Annotated in this window: 23 protein-coding genes; 14 read left to right on the top strand and 9 right to left on the bottom strand. The window is 58.6% G+C overall.

Going from position 1 to position 24382, the window contains the following annotated elements:
• Positions 1-17 precede the first annotated feature (17 nt).
• The gene (locus AC1DTN_RS23000; protein ID WP_168325820.1) at positions 18-695 is read left to right on the top strand and encodes an isochorismatase family protein; all 678 of its coding nucleotides are present in this window, start codon (positions 18-20) and stop codon (positions 693-695) included.
• Between the two features lie 51 nt (positions 696-746).
• The gene (locus AC1DTN_RS22995; RefSeq protein WP_477922741.1) at positions 747-1376 is read left to right on the top strand and encodes a pyridoxamine 5'-phosphate oxidase family protein; all 630 of its coding nucleotides are present in this window, start codon (positions 747-749) and stop codon (positions 1374-1376) included.
• Positions 1377-1386: 10 nt separating this feature from the next.
• Here the strand turns inward: AC1DTN_RS22995 and AC1DTN_RS22990 are convergent, their stop codons facing one another.
• Positions 1387-4125: an ATP-binding protein gene (locus AC1DTN_RS22990; protein ID WP_477922739.1), complete on the bottom strand. Its 2739-nt coding sequence runs from the start codon at positions 4123-4125 to the stop codon at positions 1387-1389.
• An 813-nt stretch (positions 4126-4938) separates the two neighbouring features.
• Here AC1DTN_RS22990 and AC1DTN_RS22985 point away from each other — a divergent pair.
• Positions 4939-5178, top strand: a complete 240-nt coding sequence (locus AC1DTN_RS22985) for a GNAT family N-acetyltransferase (protein ID WP_477922737.1) — start codon at positions 4939-4941, stop codon at positions 5176-5178.
• A gap of 248 nt (positions 5179-5426) precedes the next feature.
• Here AC1DTN_RS22985 and AC1DTN_RS22980 read toward each other — a convergent pair whose 3' ends face one another.
• The gene (locus AC1DTN_RS22980; protein WP_130767643.1) at positions 5427-6263 is read right to left on the bottom strand and encodes a hypothetical protein; all 837 of its coding nucleotides are present in this window, start codon (positions 6261-6263) and stop codon (positions 5427-5429) included.
• A 559-nt stretch (positions 6264-6822) separates the two neighbouring features.
• Here AC1DTN_RS22980 and ligD point away from each other — a divergent pair.
• Together ligD and AC1DTN_RS22970 are read left to right on the top strand one after the other, a co-directional pair.
• Positions 6823-7884, top strand: coding sequence for a non-homologous end-joining DNA ligase (gene ligD, locus AC1DTN_RS22975; protein WP_477922735.1), 1062 nt, complete (start codon positions 6823-6825; stop codon positions 7882-7884).
• A gap of 62 nt (positions 7885-7946) precedes the next feature.
• Complete coding sequence (locus AC1DTN_RS22970; RefSeq protein WP_477922733.1) at positions 7947-8720, top strand: SOS response-associated peptidase family protein; 774 nt, start codon at positions 7947-7949, stop codon at positions 8718-8720.
• A gap of 289 nt (positions 8721-9009) precedes the next feature.
• On the opposite strand, the gene AC1DTN_RS22965 is transcribed toward AC1DTN_RS22970, so the two are convergent.
• Positions 9010-9336 carry a hypothetical protein gene (locus tag AC1DTN_RS22965; RefSeq protein WP_477922732.1) on the bottom strand — a complete coding sequence of 109 codons (327 nt, stop codon included), beginning with the start codon at positions 9334-9336 and terminating at the stop codon, positions 9010-9012.
• A gap of 534 nt (positions 9337-9870) precedes the next feature.
• Here AC1DTN_RS22965 and AC1DTN_RS22960 point away from each other — a divergent pair.
• Positions 9871-10197 (top strand): NIPSNAP family protein, encoded by a 327-nt coding sequence (locus tag AC1DTN_RS22960; protein WP_477922731.1) that lies wholly within the window; start codon positions 9871-9873, stop codon positions 10195-10197.
• Positions 10198-10402: 205 nt separating this feature from the next.
• On the opposite strand, the gene AC1DTN_RS22955 is transcribed toward AC1DTN_RS22960, so the two are convergent.
• From AC1DTN_RS22955 to AC1DTN_RS22930, 6 genes are all read right to left on the bottom strand, one after another.
• Positions 10403-11320, bottom strand: a complete 918-nt coding sequence (locus AC1DTN_RS22955) for an NADP-dependent oxidoreductase (RefSeq protein WP_477922730.1) — start codon at positions 11318-11320, stop codon at positions 10403-10405.
• A gap of 157 nt (positions 11321-11477) precedes the next feature.
• A complete protein-coding gene (locus tag AC1DTN_RS22950) occupies positions 11478-11945 on the bottom strand; it encodes a DUF3788 domain-containing protein (RefSeq protein WP_477922852.1) in 468 nt (155 codons plus the stop codon).
• Positions 11946-12020: 75 nt separating this feature from the next.
• Positions 12021-12722 (bottom strand): FMN-dependent NADH-azoreductase, encoded by a 702-nt coding sequence (locus tag AC1DTN_RS22945; protein ID WP_477922729.1) that lies wholly within the window; start codon positions 12720-12722, stop codon positions 12021-12023.
• A gap of 43 nt (positions 12723-12765) precedes the next feature.
• A complete protein-coding gene (locus AC1DTN_RS22940; RefSeq protein WP_477922728.1) occupies positions 12766-13311 on the bottom strand; it encodes a carboxymuconolactone decarboxylase family protein in 546 nt (181 codons plus the stop codon).
• Between the two features lie 35 nt (positions 13312-13346).
• Positions 13347-14000, bottom strand: a complete 654-nt coding sequence (locus AC1DTN_RS22935) for a nitroreductase family protein (protein WP_477922726.1) — start codon at positions 13998-14000, stop codon at positions 13347-13349.
• A gap of 95 nt (positions 14001-14095) precedes the next feature.
• Positions 14096-15067, bottom strand: a complete 972-nt coding sequence (locus AC1DTN_RS22930; protein ID WP_477922725.1) for an AraC family transcriptional regulator — start codon at positions 15065-15067, stop codon at positions 14096-14098.
• Between the two features lie 638 nt (positions 15068-15705).
• Here AC1DTN_RS22930 and AC1DTN_RS22925 point away from each other — a divergent pair.
• The 8 genes from AC1DTN_RS22925 (at position 15706) to AC1DTN_RS22890 (ending at position 24382) form a co-directional block, all read left to right on the top strand.
• Positions 15706-16476 carry an SDR family NAD(P)-dependent oxidoreductase gene (locus tag AC1DTN_RS22925; protein ID WP_477922723.1) on the top strand — a complete coding sequence of 257 codons (771 nt, stop codon included), beginning with the start codon at positions 15706-15708 and terminating at the stop codon, positions 16474-16476.
• A gap of 283 nt (positions 16477-16759) precedes the next feature.
• On the top strand, positions 16760-18088 hold the full coding sequence (gene hisD / locus AC1DTN_RS22920; RefSeq protein ID WP_477922721.1) for a histidinol dehydrogenase: 1329 nt from the start codon (positions 16760-16762) through the stop codon (positions 18086-18088).
• Positions 18089-18092: 4 nt separating this feature from the next.
• Complete coding sequence (locus tag AC1DTN_RS22915; RefSeq protein ID WP_477922719.1) at positions 18093-19106, top strand: zinc-dependent alcohol dehydrogenase; 1014 nt, start codon at positions 18093-18095, stop codon at positions 19104-19106.
• Between the two features lie 36 nt (positions 19107-19142).
• Complete coding sequence (hutC, locus tag AC1DTN_RS22910; RefSeq protein WP_477922718.1) at positions 19143-19874, top strand: histidine utilization repressor; 732 nt, start codon at positions 19143-19145, stop codon at positions 19872-19874.
• A gap of 35 nt (positions 19875-19909) precedes the next feature.
• Entirely contained in the window at positions 19910-21199 is a 1290-nt protein-coding gene (locus tag AC1DTN_RS22905) for a hypothetical protein (RefSeq protein ID WP_477922716.1), read from the top strand.
• 3 nt (positions 21200-21202) lie between these two features.
• Entirely contained in the window at positions 21203-22348 is a 1146-nt protein-coding gene (locus AC1DTN_RS22900) for an alpha-hydroxy acid oxidase (protein WP_477922715.1), read from the top strand.
• 132 nt (positions 22349-22480) lie between these two features.
• Positions 22481-23497 (top strand): ABC transporter substrate-binding protein, encoded by a 1017-nt coding sequence (locus tag AC1DTN_RS22895; protein ID WP_477922713.1) that lies wholly within the window; start codon positions 22481-22483, stop codon positions 23495-23497.
• A gap of 24 nt (positions 23498-23521) precedes the next feature.
• Positions 23522-24382, top strand: a complete 861-nt coding sequence (locus tag AC1DTN_RS22890; RefSeq protein ID WP_477922711.1) for an ABC transporter permease — start codon at positions 23522-23524, stop codon at positions 24380-24382.

Here is a 24382-nt window from a genome sequence, read left to right as displayed (position 1 = left end):
AAAGAAGGATAAGAACCATGTACAATAGCAAATCCAAGCCGAGCGTACTTCCGACCGGTGGCGGCGCAGCCCTCATCGACCCCTCCGACGCCCTCATCCTGCTGCTCGATCACCAGTCCGGACTGTTCCAGACAGTAAAGGACATTTCCGTGTCCGATCTGCGCCGAAATGTGGAGGTGATCTCCAAGCTCGCCACCCTCTTGAATATCCCTGTCATCACCACGGCCTCGGAACCTGCAGGGACCAATGGTCCGCTGATGCCAGAGATCCACGAACTGGCTCCGCATGCAGTCTATGTGCCGCGTAAGGGCGAAGTGAATGCATGGGACAATGACGATTTCGTCGCAAAAGTTCGCGCGACCGGCCGCAACACTCTCATCATGGCGGGCGTCTGGACCAGCGTCTGCGTGATGTTTCCGGCGCTCGACGCCCGTGCCGCCGGCTACGATGTCTATGCTGTTCTCGATGCATCGGGGGATCCGAGCGAAATGGCATCGCGCATTTCACTTGCCAGGTTCGTGCAGGGCGGCGTCAAGCCGACATCGACCAACGCATTGCTGTCCGAGCTTCATCGGACCTGGGCACGTCCCGAAGCTACCGAACTCGGCAAGCTCTATGGTCTTGTCGCTCCCAATTATGCTGCTGTGGCCGAAAGCTATGCCCGCGCGCAGCAGGCCGCGCGAGAGGCAATATAGCCTCGCATTCCCGATGCCCTGCGAACCGACAATGCAATGAGGAGACACGATGTGACCTATGGCTTTATGGATATCGCGATCACTCCATCAGTTCGCAGGGCGCAAGCGGAAATGGGAGCGGATCGTCTGTGGTCGGACTTCAAGGGGCACCGCGAATTCGACAGGTTCTCAGTAAGAGAAACCGCGTTTATCGCACAGCGCGACAGTTTCTACATGGCCTCGGTTTCGGAGACAGGCTGGCCCTATGTCCAGCATCGCGGCGGACCTTCAGGCTTTCTCAAAGTGCTCGATGATCGCACGCTTGCCTTCGTCGATTACCGCGGCAATCGCCAGTATATCAGCACCGGCAATCTGGCTGAGAACGACCGGACCTGCCTGTTTCTGATGGACTATCCCGCACACACACGTCTGAAGATCTATGCCCGCGCCGAGAAGCTGGGACTCGATGCGGACCCAGTGCTCACGGCGAAAATCACCGATGGTGATTATGGCGCCAAGACTGAACGCATTTTCAAGCTCAAGCTCGAGGCGTTCGATTGGAACTGTCCACAGCATATCGAGCAACGCTACACCGAAGCCGAATTTCTTTCAGCCTCACAGCACCTGATCGACAAGATTGCTCAGCTGGAGCGAGAAAATGCGTCGCTGCGGGAGCGCATCGACACGCGAAGAAAAGATTGAAGTGCCAAGGTCAGCGCACATCCACCGCAGCCATGGCAAGCTGGGTCCGTTTGATCGCGGCGCCAGCCCCCATGGCGAGGGCGCTATCCAAAGACTTCTGGAAATAGCGCATCGCTTTGTTTGGACGGGCGTTCCCGGCTTCAATCATTCCCGCAACGCGCCAGAGATCAGGATGCCACCAGCGTTCCTCACGAATCCCGATTTCGCTAAGCACGGCGCGCAGGCTGTTTTCTGCAAGTTGCATCTCACCCTCAGCAATATAGGCCTCCGCCAATAGGCTGCGGTAGAAAGGAACGCGAGCACGCCAGCTTCCCCGAAGCAATCCAGCGATGCTGTCCTGCATCAAGGTGAAACCTGCTCTTTCACCTCGAGCCGACTGGATAGCACCGGCGAAAAACGTTGCTGTCCCCTCATAAATGCCGACGCTTTCACGGCGGCTGACGTCAGCCAACTGCCGCTGAAGCTGCGAAGCGGTTTCGAGATTGCCGTCCACGAATGCGATCGGAAGGCCCGCGAGCGAGATCGCATTGCCGAGGGATATCATGTGATCGAGGTCGACGGCACGATCGATGGCACGACTGGCCAGAACGGCGGCACGATCAGAGTCACCCTGTAACCAGCACAGAAATGCCTGAGACAAGCGTATGCCAGCCGGCAAGTCGACTTGGAATCGCGAGAGTCCATGGCCTTCTTCCAAGTGACCCGAATCGTTCATCAGTGCCTCCAGATGGGCCGATGCCGAATTGAGCTCACCTGCGTAGATTTCGATATGCGCCAACAGCCGCTTCCCGTCGGGCACTGTCGTCCAGTCCAAACCCTTTGATGCCGCAAAATCGTTCATGCTGCGTAACGCCGTGCGCGGCCGGCCGGAATAAGCAAGAAAGACGGCCTGTCCGCACACCGAGCGCACTTGAAACCCGGCGTCGCCCGACCCGTTCGCATGAAAGATGCTTTCGCGCCAAGCGTCCTCGGTTTGCGGGTGCATGTGGCGTGCCAGCGTCATAGCCCAAGCCCGCGCCGTGGAGAGCTTTGCTCGTCCCAGAGGCGCGAGCCCTACCAGTGCCGCACTGTTTGAGCTTGCAAGATCGATGGCCTCCAGCATTTCCCTGAACGCCGAAAGCTCTTGCCACAGGGGCAATGCGGCGACCACCAGTTCGACACCCAACGCAGCGTCCCCTGCAGGGTCGAACGCCCAGGCGATCGCGGCACGGACATCGTCGATCTGCCTCCTATATTTCCCCAACCATTCGCGAGACGTCTGTGAGGACCATTCCCGTTCGGCGATCTGCAGCTTGTCCCTTATCCGGATGGCAAATTGTCGCCTGGCTTCCTCTCTGTAGCGTGAACCAAAGAGACGCCGTGCAGCATAGGTGCCGGTGCTCTCGGCCATCCTGTAATGCACAGTCCCGCCGTCGTATTGCGCGGAGAGCAGTGACTTTGCCACCAGCTGCGAAAGGGCATCACGTCCTGCCATCGGCACGAGGGCACCAGCGGAATACATGGCTTCTGCGTCGTCGGCGTTGAATCGCCCCGAAAACACCGAAAGCAAGGCGAGCAAGATAGCCTCGCGGTCGGGAAGAAGCCGATAGCTCCAGTCCAGCGTAGCCTCCAGCGACTGGTGGCGCAAAGGCGCATCCCTTGCTCCACGACCCATCGCGTCAAAACCATTCTTGAACAGGCCTTCAAGCGCTGAGGGAGCAAGGACACTGGCCGTGCCGGCGGCCAATTCGATAGCGAGTGCCAAGCCGTCCAGCCGAGTGCAGATTGAGACGACACTGCGAACGTATTCGTCCGTTGGTTCCGAAACGCCAGCGCCGTGGGCCGTTGAGATGAAGAGCTGGATCGCAGGAAACTGAAGCGCGTCGGTCGTGGAGAGCTCAGCCGTCTGGTCCGGATAAGCGAGCCCGGAGAGAAAATGGATTTGCTCGTGTCTCGTCCGAAGCGGCTCGCGGCTGGTCACGAGGATACGGGCGCCCGGCACCGCTGCTGAGATCCGCTCGACCGTCGTCGCTGCCATTGCAATGACGTGCTCGCAATTGTCGATGATGAGAAGCAGTTTGTTGCTTCGAAGGAGGTCAATTACACCCGCGATCGGATCGTCCAATCCGAGGGAGATGCCGAGAGCGGAAGCTATTGCGGGCACCACAAATCGGGGATCGGTGACCGTAGAGAGATCGACAAAGGCAATGGCTTTGCCTTCGTTGCAGCAATGCTGAGCAACGGTGACCGCGAGTGACGTTTTCCCGGCTCCGCCTGGCCCGACGATGGTGACATAACCCGGGTGATCAAGCTGTTCGGAGATTTGCCGGATCGCGTCATCGCGGCCGAGGAGCTGCCGCACTTCCGGTGGGGCGGTATGATGACTCGTGATTGAAGCAACTTGCCGTGCTACCGCTGGGCGGTCGTTCTCCACCGCGGCGACGAACTTGTAGCCGCGGCCAGCGATCGTTGCGATGTATTCCGCGGTGGGATCGAGTTCGGCCAGCGAGCGTCGAAGGTTGCCCACATTGACCTTCAAATTATGGTCGTGGACGATATAGTCCGGCCATACGTGCGAGAACAGATCGGCTTTACTCACAACCTCGCCAGCCCGCGCCACGAGCAGGGTCAGTATATCGAACCCTCGCCCACCCAGCGCGACGGACTGCCCCTTGTACAGGAGGGCTTGGGCTTCAGGTAACAGACGGAAGTCGCCGAACTGGTAGGCCTTTTGCTTCGACAAGGCCTGGGAACCGCCATCGTGTGACACTTTGCTCTCACAAACCACAAAAGCTCGACGTTACACTGCCTTAGCCAATTTTCAAGACGTTAAGAGAGATGGTTGCATGCACCACATGCTGCCCGGAGATGATGGATACCACGTCACTTCTCAGATCCTTGAGGGTACATTGGGAAATCGTCAAATGTGCAGGAAGTCGGCGCTGTGATTATTCAGTTTTTATTCCAAGAATTCATTTATCCGCTTTTGGCGAAGTTTCTGCCTTAGGAGCACTCCATTGGATTCTTGTTCTTCCGATTACCCCTGCCCTACAAAAGAAGACGCCATTGAGGCAAAAGCTTTCATTGATCTGCATAACGCCGCCCGCGGCCAATTGGCGGACGAAGAACGATTCGAATGCATTTCCATGAATGGTGGATGCACGATCTCTCTTCCGAGCGCGCCTGCGATCGGCCTTAACCGCATCCTCGGCCTCACTGATAGTGAAGACCTAGACGAAGCCTACAACTGGATGAGACAGAGGCTGGGAAAACGGTTTTTGCAGGTCAACACGGACGCTGCATCCGACGAGGTGAGACGTTGGATCCAGTCGAAAGGGTTGATTACCTATGGTCCTGGTTGGGCGAAGCTGAGACGAACCACGGACGCGGTCTCTCTTCCATCGGCAGCCGCTGTGAAAACACGAAAAGTCCGGCCCGATGAAGCCCAGGTATTCGGCGCCATGATGTGTGCCGGTTTTGGCTTTCCGGAAAGCCTGACTGTCCTATGGGCAGCAATCGTTGGACGAGACGGATGGTCGTGTTTCTACGCGCTAGACGGAGACACACCTGTGGGAACGGGGCGATGTTTGCTTCAGGATCTTTCGCCTGGCTCGGCGGGGGAGCGACCGTGCCGAGCTTTCGAAACCGCGGTGCGCAGAAAGCTTTGATTCAAGCTCGCCTGCAAGAAGGCGCGGATCGTGGCGTTTCGACTTTCGTGGTCGAGACAGAGGTGCCATCGGCCGAAAAGACTAACATCTCGAACGCCAATTTAGCGAAAATGGGCTTCGTGCATATCTACAATCGCAGCAACTTCGTTTTGTGAGGGACTTGCTGTTAAGCGGGGCCAAGTTCCTACACTGGCCGTATAATTTGCTTCGGGAGCCTAAGGCGACTGACAATAGGCGTAGCCTTGGTCTTGAACGGATATGAACTGACGTCCCGCGATTTTCCCAAAACAGCTATTGTATCCAAACGCTTATCAATCCGTTTGCGTTGTGTGACTACATCTGAACCATTAGGAGGCACCCGCCTAGAGCTGCAATCGGGCCCAAAAAGGGTGTATTCCGCCCGTCATCGCGCCGGTATGACATGGCGCTGCGCCCTGGCGACGGTCGCCGGAACGCGCACATATTGCGTGGCCCCAAGATCATGGTCATAGTCACCAAGGTGGAATTGCAGCCCGTTCAGGATCCGCTCGCAGGCGTCGACGATCTTCTTGCGGTCTTTAATCGGATTACTGTGAAACAGCTCGTTGCGTGTCTCCTTGATGACCCGCAACGTGTCGTTGAACATGGTTTTCGTGAACGTGAAGCCGAGAACAGCATCCGTAGCGAACATGTCGCGGATCAGAGGCCAATCCGCCTGCATAATCGTCCAGAGGTCCCCCAAGGTAAGGCAATAATAGAACTCGTCGGTCTTGTTGTTGCCGGTGACATTGTTAATCTGCTGCGGATTGACCATATTGTCGAAGACACGCCAGACAGCTTTCACGAAGGCTGGATTGACGGGCGTACCGAGGATGTTGGGAAAGGCAGTATAGGTCTGCCCGTTCTGCCGGGCATTGCGGATCAGCGTCCACCATTCCATCCGCCCGAAGCGTTCCTCCAGGTAGTCGGCGAGCACCGAGCGCAAGGCGTTCTCTACCGCGAAGACGAAGGGGTAAATCGACGAAAATTCCTTCACCTTGCGGGTATAGATCCTGTGGATCACTAGCCTCTGCTCAGGTATGGGTATCTGCTGTAGGGCCTGGACCTGAACCCCTTCGCGGATACTGTCGCGTAAAAGGGTTGGGTTGAGGGTGCGCATGTCCGCCTTGAAGTGATCCACCTGCTGCGGGGTGGGGACGAATGTCAGGTATTCACCCAGTAGCTGTGATGTCGGCACATGCCGCTTGGTGATGCTGGACACTTGCTTCCCCTTGCAATGCGAGTCTCTTTTCCCTATAATATAGCTACTCGCTGAGTGGTGGCACAATGGTGTTGCGAGCCTATGGCCTTACCATGGCACTTGGAGAGTCTAAACGGATTTGGCTAGGCGTGGTCTTCACAGACTGCGCCTTTAGTCATTCAGGGCTACTGCTGGGTTTTGATGTGCAACGCATTGGATCAAAACAATGCATCGCCTTGAAGGGATCGGAACCTGCGACCACGTCGTTCCCGACTATCTGAATTTCCCTGTATTCACCTTCATTGCGTCGAGGTGCATATAATGGTCCACGATGTCGGCGAACCTTTGGCAGTCCGGGCGAGGATGGGGGATTGGCGGACATGAGAACAGAAAACCAGTTATCCATCACCGACCTTCTCACTATATTGTCGCTTGATGGGGTTCGGCCGCTGCACGAGCCGTTGAATAGCGGCCTGCAGATTTTTTTCCGAGCGTTTTCGAGCGCTACTCCCTTTGTGTGAATTGCGGGGACAAGTCGGCATCGTCACAGTGTCTTTAATTTTTCTGCTGAACTCCCGGCATGACGAAGCCTCCGAGATCAAAACCCCTCCTTCGTGACGCCGAGGCCCCGATCCGTTCCCGGCCGCGCAGGAAACGAAATCCGGCCCAACCACAGCTGCTGTTCGATCCCATGCCCGAGCGCGTTGAGCCTGCGCTCGCGCAACTGAAGGCTCATCCCCCAAAGGGTAGCGAGTGGAGCTGGGAGCTGAAATGGGATGGATATCGCCTTGCCGTTCATATCGAGCCGCAAGGGATTAGGATCCTCACCCGTGGCAGCCATGACTGGACGCATCGGTTTCCGGCGATAGAGCAGGCCGCCCGAGCACTTGGGCCGGCGACGATGATCATCGATGGCGAAGCCGTCGTGCTCGACGAAGAGGGCCGGCCGGATTTTGGTCTGCTGCAGCAATCGCTGGGCGCATCCGGCAAACAAGCTGGCAACCGCGCCTCCGACGCCGTCCTTTACGCTTTCGATCTTATCTACCTTGATGGCCACGATCTGCGCGGTGTCGAATACCGGTCTCGACGCCACCTTCTCGAGGACACGTTGAACGGCCCAACGAGTGATCAGGTCGGCGCCATCAGGCTATCGGAAACACTCGATGGCGAACCAGCTGTCCTGCTGGAGCATGTCTGCCGCCTAGGCCTGGAAGGCATCGTCGGCAAGCACCTCGATCAGCCCTATCGCTCCGGCCGGACCGGGGATTGGGTAAAAGTCAAATGCGTCCAGAGCGAGGCTTTCTTCATCGTCGGTTATGAGAGGTCGGCAGCGTCCCCTGCCGGCTTCGGCTCGTTGGTGCTCGCAGCGTATCGTGGTGGCGATCTCGTAAACGTCGGAAGCGTTGGCACGGGCTTCAGTGAAGCCGAGGCGATCCGATTGCGGAAGATGCTGGACACGCTGCGATGGAAGCGAAAGCAGCCCCTACCCTATTCCGGAAATGCCGACATTGTCTGGGTTGAGCCAACGTTGATTGCTGAGATCGAGTCTCGGGCGTGGACGTCGGATGGTAAGCTCCGCCATCCGTCCTACAAGGGCTTGCGCGAACGCCGGGACAATGCCGATGTCTTCCGGCTCGACTAGCGAAATCAGCGCCATGCATTAGATTGTGCTCGTTCGAGCTCAAGCGGAGCGGATGGCCTGCAATGTGCAACCTTTATCGCATGGAAGACAGGGACTGGGTCGCGAAGTGGGCCCAGGATGCTGAAAGCCTGATCAACCTGATGCCGGCCTACCAGATGAACCCCGATCAGACGGGACCGATCGTCCGCAACACCGCCGACGGCAAGAAGCAGCTGGTCCATGCGCGCTGGGGACTGCCCTCGCCGCGGTTCGCTCTTGAGAAGACGGCCAAAGCCAAGGCCGAGAAACTTGCTGCCAAGGGCAAGGCTTTCGATCTCGAAGAGCTGATCCGCATGGAGGCCGACCGCGGCACGACCAACGTGCGCAAGCTCAGTTTTCCGCACTGGAAGCGGTGGTTCGGGGTCGAAAACAGATGCCTGGTCCCGGTCACCAGTTTCGCGGAACCGGATCCGGCCAGCCGGCAAGATGGCGGCAACGTGCCGAATGCCTGGTTCGCCCGCGATGAGCAGAAATCACTGATGTTCTTTGCCGGTCTCCATGTGCCGCAATGGCTGAGTGTCCGAAAGGTCAGGGACGGCCTGACCACCGATGATCTCTACGGGTTCTTGACCACGGATCCCAACGACCTGGTGAAGCCGATCCATGAGAAGGCGATGCCGGTCCTGTTGCTGACCAAGGAAGAAACAGACACCTGGATGCGGGCACGCTGGGATGAAGCCAAGGAACTGGCCCGTCCACTACCCAACGACGCGCTGATCATTTCGTCGCGCGAGCCGTACGGATCGACGATTGTCTCGAAATCCGGAGAGCTGGTGGAACAGGGCAGTCTGCTTTGACCCCTGAGTTCCGGACTTGAATCGGAAACGAAAAAGCCTGCCGCGGGAGGAGGTGCGGCAGGCTCTTCGAAAGAATTGAACAACGGCTGGGAGGAGGAGTGCCGCTGTTCCGTCAGGCGCCCCTTGGGAGGAGAGTGGGCCGCCTGAACCACGAAGCTCTGCGGGAGGAGGTGCATTGCTTCGTTAACCTGAAGATATCAGAGGCTGCCTCGACGGCCAGCGCTCAGATCGCAGTGCAGCCATGCACTTGCTGCAATGCAATATAGATCCTGCGCTCATTTTTTCGCCATTATGGTCGAGACGCGGCTTTCGCTGTGCCGGGCTCGAAACCGAGAACGAATTCGACCACCTTCGCGGAGGACATTTCGCACGGCTTTAGTGTTGGTCCAGGTCCAGCCAGTCGATAGAGGTTGAAGCTGACGATATCGGTTCCACTAAGCTCCTCGCCATAGAGCCATGTCCGTTTGCGATCCTCCGACCGCTTGACGGTCACGCCCCATGGTCGCTTACCAAAATGTCCATCGACATAGCCGTTCGGCAATTTCGCGAGCGCGTCTTCGAATGTCGCCTCGATCGATGGAGGTTTCTTGCCGTCGGCGGTCATGGTGCCAGGCATTCGTCGCAGATCCCGCAGCCATCGTCATCCATGCTCGAGGCCGGACGTAACCTTCGACAGCAAGGACATGCCGTTGCATCCGACGCACACTTCTCATCGCGGTCCGGCGGAAGAATTTCGATGCATACTTTCGGCATATCGGCCGCGCTTCGATCCATGGCCATGCTTCGGTGTTGGGGTACACTAGAGATAGTGAACCTCGAAGGCTGCACAAGCCGGCAGAGATCGCTGTCGGAGATTGGCCAGTGCGGAACCTGGGCGGCCCGTCTCAAATTAATTGCCAAGAGGCGCTCTACGGGCGCATTCCCACGATCGGCTGCCGACACGGCCACCGTGCTCGACGTTCGTAACATCATGGCCAATCGGCGCCTAAACACAGGCGATCAGCTTGACAGAAGATTACCGGTTCGAAGATACCTGCAGAGCCCTTTCTAATAGTGAAAATGACGTTGCAGCAAGTTCTGAGGACATCGTGGGCGCAGGGAGAAAGCGCCAAACACATGTCCTTCTCAAGGCACATAAGGAAGCAAGACTTTGATCTACGAGCTCAGAATTTACGACTGCCTGCCCGGCCGATTGCCCGCGCTGCTCAACCGCTTTGCCGAACATACGCTGGCAATATGGGACAAGCACGGCATCAAGCAGGCAGGTTTCTTCACCACAATCGTGGGCGAAAGCAGCCAGCGTCTCACCTATCTCATCGCCTGGGAATCGTTAGCCGATCGCGAGGTGAGATGGAAAGCTTTCACCACTGATCCCGCATGGCTTAAGGCCCGCGACGAGTCAGAGCGCGACGGGCAAATCCTCTCCAATATCTCTAACCAGCTGTTGTCACCGACCGCCTTTTCGGCAGTAAAATAAGACACCATCGATCCCGCTCGCCAGTCGGAATCCCACCCGATCTGGTCATCCGCGGAAGCGATGACGAACGGCAGCGCTTAGGATATCGCCAACACTGCCCGAACGGCCGGAACGAAGGCGCGTAAGTAAATCTAAGGCGGTATGCGCTGCTTGTATGCAATGCGCACCCCTGGGGGAACCCTTCCCGGGAGTGCGCGTGGCGTCCTCACGGACGAACGCGGATGACCGTCTTTCCCCCGCGCCGCTCCGTCGAATTGAAGGTCGCGACAGCATCGTCCAGGCTTGAAACCTTACCGATGTTTGTCCGCAGTCTTCCGTCCCGGACCCGCTGAACGATCTCGGATAGCTGGGCACGATCAGCCTCGACGACGAAGTCAACCGTCAGGCCCTCCAAAGGCCGAATATCCGTCGGTCCGACGACTGTCACAAGCGTTCCACCGGCCCGGATCAGCGCTGCGGACCGTTTCTGTATGTCGCCGCCGATAACGTCGAATACCAGATCGACGCCGCCGACGTCCTCCAAGGTGTCGTTTCCGAGATCGAAGAATTCATTTGCACCAAAGTCGAGCGCCTTCTGGCGGTCAGCGGCGCGTCCGGTACCGATGACATAGGCGCCGGCTTCCCGGGCAAGCTGCGTTACGATCGAGCCGACGGCGCCAGCCGCGCCGTGAGCGAGCACGCTCTGCCCCGCATGAAGGCGGCCATGCTGAAACAGCCCTTGCCATGCAGTCAGGCCGGAAATCGGCAGGCTTGCGCCCACCGTGAAGTCGACGTCGCCGGGCAGCGGCGCGAGGTTGCGGGACTCCACCGCGACGTACTCAGCAAGTGTGCCGTCGCGATACCAGTCCGTCAGGCCGAACACCCGCTGACCGACCGACAGTCCGGTGGTGCCGTAGCCGAGCGCGGTGACCACACCAGCCAGCTCATGGCCGAGGACCGATGGCGTCCGATCACGAAAGGTCCGATCGGTCCAGGTCGAGGGCCACTCCAGTTCGGTATTGACGAAGCCCGCTGCATGGACCTCAACGACGACGTCGTTTATCGCGGCCTGCGGCTCGGGCCGCTCCACAAGCTTCATTCCGGCTGTTCCCGCAGCCTGGTCGGACACTACGATCGCTTTCATGGGAATTGTCTCCTTAGATATTTGTGGATTTGGGGAAATTGCAGGGGCGGAAGGTCTTTTCGATCTCTCGCGCGACTCGTTGTCGGCTCGACGCCTTCCGCAAGACCTTGTCGAATTGCTGTCTGATGCCGCGCGACAAGCGGGGCTTATTTCCGCTTCAACTTCGCGGCGGTGGCGGGCGCTTCATCGTCAGAAGGTCGGTCACATCATGCAGATCGTCTGCCGATGAGATGGCAAGCGTCAACCATTTTCCGTCGATGTATGTTTTGGCTTCATCGTAAAGCTTGACCAGTTGCGGGCGCCAGAGATAACGCCGCTCCTCGAACTTCTCACGCTCTGCTCCACCCATGACGAAGATCGCCGAAAACCGCCGGTATTCCGGCACCAAGGTGGTGAACGCTTTGGTTTTTTTGTAGCGCAGGGACCAACCGCGGTTCTTGCCGCCGTAGAGCCAGTCCGGCGCGAAAACTCCCGGATAAAATTCGTCGATCCAGGTCCGCAGTTCGGTCCAACGGCCGAATGCCTCTGGTCCGATCCATTCGCGGATGGCGCTGTCATCGGGCGGCTCTGATTTGCTGGTGATCCTGTCGCCGATTTGGGAGGGGGTACTGTTTGGTGAAATCATCGGAAGCCTCATGTTCAATGGTCCGGCCGAGGCCGGAGGGTTCGGATCCGGGCGCCAAAAGCTTGTGGCGCGCCCTCAAAATGCTCCTGGCGATGTTCTCGAAAGCAGAGTGGCATCGCGCCGATCGGTGCTCAACGGCACTGTAGGGCGACCGGGAGCGGCTCGAAACTCTCTCATGACGGTCAGGTCGAGAGCGGCGAGCGCTTTCTCCCTCGCTGCCGGCGCCTGATTCCGATCCAGGAAGGCTGTGCCTTGTAGCGGGAGAAATTGTTGCGTCCTCAGCCCGATGGAGCTGAGTGCCAGCGACAGATAGGGCGTGAGAAAATCCGGCTGGTTGGCGCGCTCGCCGGTGAAGAAGCCACCAGAAGCCACGCCGACAAAGACAGGACGGTCCCGGAGCATCCCCACCTTGCCTGATGGCGTCGACTTCATCGTGCGGCCGACGCGCAGGATCTGGTCGATCCACGCCTTGAGGACCGAGGGTATCGTCAAATTGTGCATCGGCGTTCCGATGACAATCACATCGGCGGCTTCGACTTCCTGAATAAGCGCTTCGGAAAGATCGAGAGAACCCATCGGCGGGGCGGCCAACGTTGCCGGCGACGCCAATGCGGCGGCGTAGAGGGCTTCGGTCTGCGGCAGGGGGTCGGCCCCCAGGTCACGCTGAACGATGCTCGCGCCCGGCGTAACCTCAAGAAGCTTTTCGACGATCGCCGCGGAAAGCCGACGGCTGTGCGATTCCCGACGCGGACTGCTATCGATATGGAGAATATGCATGTCAATGATCCCAACAGCTTCAGGAGGTTGCGTAGGTGAAGGCTCAGATCGAGCCGGCTGGTGTCACGGCGGGAAAGTCCTTCTCGGGGTCGAACACGTTGTTGAAGAAGTTCGTCAGGGAGTACATCGCCACAAGCGCGACGATCTCGATGATGTTCGCTTCTGTGTAGCCAGCATCGCGGACGGCTTTGAGATCGGCATCGCTGACCTGCCCGCGGGTCTCTGTGACTTTTTGCGCAAACTGGACGGCGGCGTCCCGCTTCGAGTCGTTGGCGTGACCCTTGCGGGCAAGAATGATGTCATTGGCTGGCAGCTTGGCCATGTGTTCGGCGGTGAAGCTGTGAACCGTCAGGCAATAGTTGCACCCGTTCACCTCCGAGACGGCAAGGCCGATGCTGTCGCGTGTCTTTACATCGAGTGCCTTGCTCAGGGAGCCGAGCAGGGTGGCCCAGGCGTTGAATGCGATAGGACTTTGCGCAAAGGCCGCCATCATGTTTGGGGTGAACCCGATGTTCTTGGTGAACGTATCGAGGGTCTGTTTCGATTCAGCCGGCACCTGTTCCGGCGTCAGAGCAACGGTTCTGGACATTGTGATCTCCATAAGTTTTTTGATTGGATTGGTTATCAGGCGAAGGACAGGACGTCGGCGACCGGCATCCGCGGCTTCTGTGGCCAGTTGCCGGCCCGCTCCGGCCCGACGGTCAGCAGCACCACCGGGATTTCGTCTTCGGCCAGGCCGAATTCGCGATGCACGGCCTCTGCATCGAAACCGATCATTGGTGTCGAACCCAGGCCGAGTGAGCGCGCGGCATAGATGATCGCGGCGGTCCCAAAGGTAGCGGAGCGCACCGCCTCGTCGCGCTGGCGCTGCGGCTGGTCGTCATACAGGCCGCGGGCGGGGATTTCCCATTCCGGCACCAGATGGGCCGGCATGATGCCGGCTTCCACGACCGGCGCCAGGCGCGCGGGGACCGTGCTGGCATTGGCCAGCTGGCCGACGATGATGAAGGTAACGGCGGCGTCGAGGATCGCGGGCTGCTTCCAGGCGATCGGATGGAGCCGTGCCTTGGCGTCACGTGTACGGACGGCGATAAACCGCCAGTTCTGCAGGTGGAACGATGTCGGTGCGGACGTGCCGATCCGCACCAGGTCGCGGATCTCATCGTCGCTCAGGGTGGCGGCGCGGTCATAATACTTGGCGGCACTACGGCTCAGGATGGTTTCGATGACGGCGTTCGTCGGCGTCAGTTCGTTGGCTGCGTTGCTGATGTAGTTCATTGGGTGGCTCCCTCATCAAGTGATTACGGAGCCCAATTTACGGTCGTCAGTGAGAATATCGAGACTGGATTACCTCAATATAATGCGCGAAAGGATCATTCCTCGGAACGCGCCGGCCCGGCATGCGCTTGTCGGCGCCATTCCCCGGGGGTCATTCCCATTCTCTCAGTAAATACACGACGGAATGCCGAGACAGATTGATAGCCGACCGTTTCGGCCACAGCCTCGGTGCTGATTGCTGGCTTCTTTAGCTCGTTGGCCGCCATGCTCATGCGGAGATCGGTCAACAGGTCGAGCGCGGAGCAACCCAGCCTGTCTTGAAAGTGCCGCATGAATGTGGCGCGCGACATGCCACACAAGTCCGCCAGATCGGGCAGTTTCCATGGTTGGGCCGGATCGGCGAGCATGGCGGCAATTGCCGGAGCCAATCGCGGATGGCCGGCCAGGGCCAACAAACCTTCGGGGGCTTCCTCGGATTCGCTCGCTGCTCGCAGCACCAGTGTGAACAGGGCGGAAGAAAGGGCGTTGAGAACGGCCCGCCCTCCTGCTCGGTCGCCGGCGGACTCCATTCGCATCAGCCCCACCAAACTGGCCAGTTGATCGGTAGCAGATCCGATACCGTCTTTTCCGAGGCCGCCGATCGTCCGTGCTACCAGGTTCGTGGGCAGATAATTGCGGATCAGCCGGTCATGGGGCGGTGCGATAAAAAATCTCCCGCACAGCAGATCCAGTTGCTCGCCCTGCCCATCGTTCTCGCTCAACATCCATCCGGCAGACCCTTGGCGCTGCTGGGTGGGGATCGGCGTTTGCCCACTACCGTCGTGAAGCACATGCGCCGCGCCGTGAGGCAGAAACACGATATCTCCGCTCACCAGTTCCCGCGCTGTTCTCGTCTCCGGATCTTCGAAAATGGCCCGGCCCTTGACGATGACGTGGTAGGGAATTTCGTTCGCCGAGGCCCGGCTCCAGGCCACGCGCCACGGCGCACCATAGGCACAGCGGACCTCGAGCTGACCAGTAACAGTGACGATTTGCAGGAGATGGCTTAACCAATCGACTTCAGACATTGGACCTCAAGAACCGAAAATGATGCAACATCTTATCGCAATTGTGCGGGGGTTCTACTCGGCCACGTTCAAGCCTCGTTCCGCTCCGGGCATAGATCATGGCCGACACCGACGCCTCCAGATCGGGACGATGTACTGTATCAGATGCCGCCATCGACCCTATTAAAAACGATCGAGAACTTGGCAAAGGCCGGCCGGTCCTCAGCCGATCGACAGCTTTCAGGCAATGGCGAAGGGTCCTCTTACGGCCGAAATAAAGGTGCGAGGCCGCCGCTGAGAGTCCACCGGGTTTAGCATCGGGCGGTCTGCCGGACGAGCTTCTTCGCCTTGAAGCGATCGGAACCTGCGACCACCTCTTCCCAACTATCTGAAATCTCACATCTTTACCTTGATCGCACTGATTTGAAACTAAAGCCATCGACAGGCATTCGATCCAATCGGCAGATCCTGGGCAATCAATCTCAGACCTAACGATTGTCTCTGCGGCTGCCGTTCGGGATTTCTGAGCGTAATGTCCTGTGGCAACTTTAGCCATGACGCGTCTTTCAGGCACAAATCGGAAGGTCTCTGTTCGTCAATACATGTATAGACATTATTGATGAACGATGCTTCTATCCTGCAAAAGCAAGGGGATCGTCATGGCCAATACGATGTTCGATCTGGCAGGAAGAATGGCAGTTGTGACCGGTGCGAGCCGTGGCATAGGCCAATGGATTGCGCTGGCGCTTGCCGAAGCGGGTGCCGATGTTTGCGTCACGGCGCGCGATCAAAATTCGCTAAGCGAAACCAAAGAGAAGATCGAAGCCCTTGGCAGGACGTGCATCACGAGCGCCCAGGACGTGACAGACGTCTCGTCCATCGACGAAACGCTAAGCAAATTCGAAAACATCACTGGCGCTGTCGATATTCTTGTCAATAATGCCGGCTACGAACAGGTCTCTCCCTCACTCGACGTCGACGAACAGATCTGGGACAAGATCATCGGCACCAACCTCAAGGGCGCGTTCTTCTGGTCGCAAGGCGCGGCGCGGCGGATGTCAAAACAGCCTCGGGGCGGAAGCATCATAAACCTTTGCTCACTTACCTCCTATATCGGCATCCCGACCGCCGTGCCCTATGGCTCCTCGAAGTCGGGACTGCTCGGTATGACACGAGCGCTTTCGGCCGAATGGGCGCCGCTGGGCATCCGCGTGAATGCAGTGGCACCGGGCTATTTCCGCACAGCGATGACCGAGGGTTTTTATCAGGATGAGGGCTGGTCGGCCAAAATGCTGGACAAGATCCCACAAAAACGGTTCGGCGATGGCTCCGACATCGGCGGCGCCGTCGTCTTCCTCGCAAGTGGCGCATCGGCCTACATCACCGGCCAATGCATTCCTGTCGATGGCGGTTTTTTGGCGTCGATCTAGAAACGAAAGATGACGCTTGACAGCACACGAGTGATCATATTGTCTGTAGATGTATAGACAACTATAGACAATAAAAACGGGAACGAAGTCTTCGACTTCCTGGGAATTTGCCGGATAACCATATCCGGCGTCCTCGCACGAATAGCTTGCAGGGTATTGCGCCGGTGGCCACCGCCTTGCGGTGCGTTTCAGCATGAACTGTGAGCAAGTTGGAACGTCGTGCCGTCAGGGCGCGGACGATTGCCGTTGCGTGCACCCTTGTGCGCCAAGAAGGATATGAGCAATGACCGAAGTCACTTTTCACGAATATTCGACGCTTGGGCCCGATGAGAAGGCTGCGCTCTTGCGCCGATCCGAAACGGACATTTCCGGGTTCGTCGAGAAAGTGGCGCCGATCCTCGAGGCTGTGCGCACCGAAGGCGACCGCGCTGTCGCCCGCTTCGGCCGGGAGCTCGACAAGGCGGATATCACAGAAGCAACGATCAAGGTGACTGATGCCGAGTTCGTTGCGGCGTTCAAGCTAGTCAGCGAGGACGTGATCGAAGCCATCACCTTCGGCATTCAGAATATCCGCCATTTCCATGAGGAACAGAAACCAGAAGCAATGTGGCTGAAGGAAATAAAGCCGGGCGCCTTCGCCGGCGACCGCTTCACCCCGATCAAGTCCGTTGCGCTCTATGTCCCGCGCGGCAAAGGTTCGTTTCCGTCCGTTACGATGATGACCTCTGTCCCGGCCGTTGTGGCAGGCGTTCCGAACCTGGCGATCGTCACACCGCCAGCCCCGGACGGTAGCGTGGACGCAGCAACGCTGGTGGCAGCGCGTCTGGCCGGTGTGGAAACTGTCTACAAGGTCGGCGGCGCTCAGGCGGTTGCAGCTGTCGCCTACGGGACGGAAACGATTAAGCCGGCACTGAAGATCGTCGGGCCGGGAAGCCCTTGGGTGGTCGCAGCCAAGCGGAGCCTGTCAGGCATCATCGATACGGGCCTGCCCGCAGGACCTTCGGAAGCGATCATCTTCGCTGACGACACGGTCCATGGCGGCCTCGCAGCACTCGATCTCCTGATCGAGGCCGAGCACGGCCCGGACTCCTCGGCCTATCTCGTGACCCATAGCAGACGTGTGGCCGAGGAGGCCCTCGCCGCATTGCCCGAACACTGGGCACGCATGACGGAACAGAGGGTTCAGTTCTCGAGCGCCGTCCTTTCAGGCAAATGCGGTGGCATCATCCTCACCTCCTCGGTCGAGGAAAGCTACGACTTCGTCAATGCTTACGCACCCGAGCATCTCGAACTCCTGTCACAGGATCCCTTCGCCCATCTCGGACAGATCACCGAGGCTGCGGAAATCCTCATGGGTCCGCATACGCCCGTCAGCATCGCCAACTTCTGCCTCGGTCCAAACGCCGTGCTGCCGACGAGCCGGTGGGCGCGCACGTTCGGCCCGCTGTCGGTGACCGATTTTGTGAAGCGCAGTTCGATCGGCTACGTGACAGCGTCGGCATATCCCGAGTTTGCGAAGCACGCCCATAAGCTCGCGGAATATGAAGGCTTCTCATCCCACGCGCATGCAGTCTCGGCGGTCCGCGACAACTATCTGCCAAAACGAGGCTGAAAGGATGAAGGCGGTTCGGCTTTACGACGCGTTTGATCTTAGGGTCGAGGAAGTCGACAGACCTCCGTCGCCGCCCCCCGGCTACGTGACGATCGACGTTCGCGCCGCGGGAATCTGCGGCTCGGATGTTCACAACTACCGAACCGGCCAGTGGATCAGCAGACGTCCATCGACGGCCGGGCATGAATTCTGTGGGCGCGTTTGCGCAATTGGCGAGGGCGTCGAAGATCTCGCGATCGGTGACCTCGTCGCAGCTGACTCCCGCTTTTACTGCGGCCAATGTAAAGCATGCAGATCAGGTCGGACCAATATCTGCGAACATCTCGGTTTCGTCGGCGAGGTGTGCGACGGAGGGTTTGCCGGGCAGACCCAACTACCCGCCCGTCTCGTTTACAAGCACGACCCCTCACTTGATCCCGCAGTGGCGGCCATGGCCGAACCTTTGGCCGTCGCCCTTCATGCGGTACGACGGCTCAATCCGCCCCAAGGCGAAGCGATTATTCTCATCGGTTGCGGGACAATCGGCGGTCTCTGCGGTTTGCTGCTTTCACAACTCCACGATGGAAAGCTGTTGTTTGCGGATTTGAATGGCACCCGTGCTGAGATGGTGGCCGGCATCTGCGGAGGATCGGTGGTCGCGCTGGACAAATCGCAAGCAAGGACTGCTCTTGGTAACGCGCGACTGCGTTATGCGGTGGATGCAACGGGAAGCACAAAGGCCATCGCGCAAGGCATCGAACTTCTGGACGGGGGCGGCGCATTCGTTCTCGTGGGCATCAGCCACGGACAGCTAGATCTGGATCCCAATCTCCTGGTCGAGCGCGAGATTTCCCTCGTTGGCTGCCACGCCTTTGAAGACGAACTTGCCGAGGCCATCGCGCTGTTGCCAAAACTGCAGTCTTCACTTTCACAATTCATCGAGGTTCTGAGCTCACTCGACGAAATTCCTGATGCGTATCACCGACTGATCGATGGTCGCTCAACCAAACTAAAAACGATCATTCGAATAGCCGATTGATCGAGCACACGCCTCGGCGTGAGACGGAGATAGAAATTGCCCGGTCTTTCAAACACCGCGCTTCCGCTCTACGAAAAGGTCAAGGACTTCGTCCTCGACAACATCGGAAACGGCAATTGGCCACAGAATGAAAAGCTCCCGTCCGAGCATGAATTGACGTCTTCGCTCGGGGTCTCTCGCATGACGGTCCATCGCGCGCTTCGCGAACTGACCGCTGAAGGCTATCTGCGAAGGGTCCAGGGCGTCGGAACATTCGTGTCGCCTCCGAAGGCACAGTCGACCCTCATCGAGATCAGCAATATCATCACAGAGATCAAAGCGCGTGGAAGTCAACACCGCGCCGAGGTGATCCTGCTCGAGCGGATCGAGCGGCCGGATAAAATGCTATTGGACGCGTTCGAGTTCAAAAAGCTCCGCCCCGTCGATCACTCGATGGTCGTTCACTACGAGAATGGCGTGCCTGTTCAACTGGAGGAGCGGTACGTCAATACAGAGCTCGTGAAGAACTATCTCGATCAGGATTTTACGTCCATCGGTACCTACGATTACCTGCAGCACAGTACGCCGCTCACCGAAGTCGAGCATCTCATCAGCGCCATCCCAGCGACGGAGAGACATGCACGCCTCCTGCACATTCGTGAGCGCGACAGTTGTCTGGTGTTGCACCGCAAGACGTGGACGGGGCAGACGATCGCCACGGTCAATACCTTCACCTATGTCGGAAGCCGCTACTCGCTTGGCAGCAGATATTTGCCGCCCAAGAAATGAAAAGTCTTCGCGTCGTTCCAGGAGTGAGAGAAATCATGGGGCAGCCCAACAGTCGGACCGCAGCCATTCGGGAGAAGGCCAAGACGCGCGACGGTAGTGCCGAAGCTCTTCTTGCCGACCTGCTGCGAGATCTGTTCGGGGTCGAGGCACATGATCTGGCAATCAACCACGATCAATACAGCCTCAATTCGCTGAACGGTTTCTTTGAGGCAGACGGAAAGCCGTACTTCTTCAAATTCCATCAGGAGGAAAATGAGGAGGAGATGAGCGGCGAGTACTATCGCGCCGATATCCTTGCCAAGGCCGGCCTGCCGGTAGATCAGCCGATCATGATGTCGACCCTTCCGGGCGAACAGATCCTTGTCTACAGGCGCAGGACGGATCCGCGCTTTTCCGATGTTCTGCGCGCGCTCGACGAGCTTCATGATGAGCAAATGGTAAGTCAGGCCGTGGATGCGGAGCGCCGGCTCAATGAGGCCGTCCTGTCCGTCTACTTGAAGACGCTGCATCCGGTCACGCCTGATCAAGTCGCAAAGGAGCCGGTCCACCGGCTATTCTACGACCGGCTGGTCACTGCGCCGGACGGAACCTACCCTGGTGGCCGGCTGGCGAGCTTTTACGTCGGCAAGGCGTTCGAACTTCCCGGCGTCACGCTTTCCTGGGACACGCTCTCGAAAGCCCGCTTCGTCATCAATGGCATCGAATACCGCAACACGCTTGGGGAACTGTTCGACGCCGCGCACGAAAGACTGAACCCTGCCCGTCTGGCGGATAGTGGCGGCGTGACGGCACATGGCGACGCCCACAACGCCAATGTCTGGTTCGAACGGCAGCAAGGGCGCACGAGCCTGTCATTCTTTGATCCGGCCTTCGCCGGCGAGCACATCCCGGCGCTTCTCGCAGAGGTTAAGACGACCTTCCACAATATCCTTGCTCATCCCTATTGGCTCTATGATCCCGCGATCGCCGAGCAGAAATTCAACGCGACAGCAAGGTACGAGAATGGCCGTCTCTTTGCCGATTTCGATTGGACGCTAAGTCCGGTTCGAGCGGCACTTCTGGAAACGAAGGCCGAGGCGATTTGGAAGCCGTTGCTTGCCGCCCTCAAGCAACGGGGCATGCTTCCTTCTGACTGGCGAAAGGTCGTCCGGCTCGGGCTTTTCCTCTGCCCGACACTCGTCATGAACCTGCGGGCCGGTGCTACAAGCCACAATCCGACATCCTCCCTGATCGGCCTTTCAGTGGCGATGATGGTAGGGGCGGAGCCTGATGATGGCGCGGACCTGGTAACCGGCTTCCTCGCAAAGATAGATCCGGAGGGGTAGACTGTGACGATCGTCAATATCGATGACCTCCGGCTGGCCGCTCGTAAGCGATTGCCGAAGCTCTTCTTCGATTACATCGACGGCGGCTCTTTTGCGGAGGAAACCTATCGTCGAAACAGGGACGATTTCTCGCTTTTGCGGCTGCGTCAGAACGTTCTCGGCGACTATTCCGAGCCTGATCTGTCGACCGAATACCTCGGACGGCGACATCCTCTTCCCTTTATGCTGGGACCGGTCGGCTTTCTTGGCCTTTACACGAGGAATGGAGAACAAAAGGCAGCCAGCGCCGCTCACGCTGCCGGCATCCCCTTCTGCCTTTCGACCTTCTCGATCGCGTCGCTGGCAGACCTCCGCCAAGCGATTGACGGCGCATTGCATTTTCAGCTCTATGTGCTCGACGACCGCGCACTCTGCGAGGAACTTCTGAGCGCTGCGGACGAGGCCAGTGTCGAGGCGCTGTACGTGACCGTCGATACGGCCATCACCGCCATCCGCGAACGCGATGTGCGAAACGGCTTCCGATCTCTTACGCGTATCACACCGCGACTGTTCGCAAGCCTCTGCCGAAAGCCTGGCTGGTTGTTCGATGTCGGTCGCGGCGGCATGCCCTCCGTTCGGGCGGTGGAGCATCGCACAGACTTCGGGAGAGGAGCGCTCGAACAGGCCGCCAATCTTTCCAGGCGCATCGACAAAAGGCTCGCATGGAAGGACATCGAGGCACTGCGCAACCGGTGGAAAGGCAAGCTGGTCATCAAGGGTATTCTTTCACCAGAGGATGCGACGAAAGCGCAAGCGGTCGGGGTCGACGGCATTGTCATCTCGAACCATGGCGGCCGCCAACTCGACGGTGCCATGAGCACGATCACCGCACTCCCCGACATCCGCGCCGCGGTCGGACCGGATTTCTCTCTGATGCTCGACGGGGGCGTGCGAAGGGGAAGCGATATTGTCAAGGCAATTGGAATGGGCGCCGACGGCGTCATGTTGGGACGAGCCTATACCTATGGCCTCGCAGCCGCCGGCCAGGCCGGCGTCGACCGTGCGATCGAGACATTGCGCCGCGAGATCTCGATTACCTTGGCTTTGATGGGCGTCGGCTCGATCGCCGACCTCAAGGAACGTGGCTCGCACCTCATACTAAAACAGTAACCGCTAACGCCGGCGAAAGGAGACACGTACTCACACAGGATGTCCGCCCGCCAAGAGCTTGATGGTCGGGCGTCAAACTTAAGAAGATGCAAGCCATGTGATCCGTTAAAATCATCAAAAGAGGGGTTCCCAATGAACTACAAATCCATCAGCAAGCAGTTTTCCCGCGCAGCGATCGCGCTCGGGATCGTCGGCGTTCTTGTCACGGCACAGGCAAACGCTCAGGATCAGATCCCGTCCAAGCCGGAGCCGGGCACCTTCAAGATCGGCATCGAGCCGTGGCTTGGCTACGGTCAATGGCACGTAGCCGCGAGCAAGGACCTGTTCAAGAAAGCCGGCCTCGAGGAAGTCGAGCTTGTCAACTTCAGCGAAGACAAGGACATCAACGCAGCACTTGCCAGCGGTCAGCTCGACGCTGCCAATATCGCCACGCACACGGCCATGGCCATGGTTGCCGCCGGCCTGCCGGTGAAGATCGTCTCGCTACTTGATTTCAGCCTGAAGGCGGACGCAATCCTTGCCGGAAGCGAAATCAAGAGCGTCGCTGACCTCAAAGGAAAGAACATCGCCTTCGAGGAAGGCACGACAAGCGACATCCTGTTGAACTACGCGCTTGCCAGCAACGGCATGACGATCGACGATATCGTCCGCGTGCCAATGCCGGCAGCTGATGCCGGGACGGCACTGATTGCAGGCCGTGTTCCGGTCGCCGTCACCTACGAGCCCTACATTTCAACAGCGCTGACCCAAGACAAGAATATCAAGCTGCTCTTTGAAGCCGGCAAAGATCCGGGCCTAGTTTCCGACGTTCTCGTCGTTCGCGAGGAGGTGCTGAAGCAGAAGCCCGGACAGGTTCTGGCCATGATCAAGGCCTGGGATGCGGCTCTGGCCGACTACAAGGCCAATACGGACGAGGACCGCACCATCATCTCGAAGGCCGTCGGCGCCTCCCCGGATGATCTGAAAACGGCTTTCGACGGTGTCCAATACTATACCTCTGCCGAAGCAGCCAAGGCCTTTGCCGGTGACTTCAAGACCAAGACCTTCGCCGACGTTCTGAAGGCGGCCAAAACAGCCGGCCTCGTGACCCAGGACGTTTCCGCCGACAGCATGATCGACACATCGTTTGTCGATGCAGCGAACAAGTGACCTCTGGCCACCAACGGGACCGTAATGTCTAGCTCAGAATTGTCGTCGACAGCGAAGGAAAGGCCCCGCGCGCAATCGCGCGCGGGTGTCGGTAGACCACCCAGTGCCTTTCGGATCGGGGATCCGATCAGCGGTCAGTCGTTTTTTATGATTGCAGTTGCCGTTTTTGCTCTGCTCTTCGCCGTGTGGTGGCTTGCTACCGTTACCGGTTGGGTGAAACCGATTTTCCTGCCCTCGCCCGGAGCGGTATGGGCCAAGATGGTGGAATTGGCGGCCGATGGCACGCTGTGGACCGATGCGGGGATCAGTATCTATCGCATGCTCGTCGGTTTTCTGATTGCATCGGCCCTGGCGATCCCGATCGGGATCATGATCGGCTGTTTCAAGACGTGGGAAGCGGCCATCGAGCCCTTCGTCGACTTTGTTCGCTACATGCCGGTTGTCGCCTTCGTTCCGCTCACCATTCTTTGGGCCGGCACAAGCGACATTCAGAAATTCGTCATCATCTTTATCGGAACCTTCTTCCAGCAGGTGCTCATGGTCATGGACAGCGTCAAGCGTGTGCCAACCGACTTCGTCGGACTTGGCCGCACGCTTGGAATGTCAGAAACCAGGATCCTGCGCCGCATCGTCTTGCCGTCTACCCTCCCCGGCATCTGGGACACGCTGCGTATCAGCCTCGGCTGGGCCTGGACCTGGCTTGTGCTGGCAGAACTTGTCGCGGCGACATCCGGCCTCGGCTATCGCATCGTCGTCTCTCAGCGATATTTCCAGACGCAGACGATCATTGGTTACATCTTGCTCCTTGGCTTGCTCGGTCTGATCACAGACCAGAGCATGAAGGCCCTCGAGCGCGTCTTCTTCCGTTACGCTTCGAGGCATTGA

It is taken from the genome of Rhizobium sp. 01T444 (genome assembly GCF_056398305.1).
Note: the sequence above shows the minus strand (reverse complement) of the source record. Positions and strands in the feature narration are given on the sequence as shown.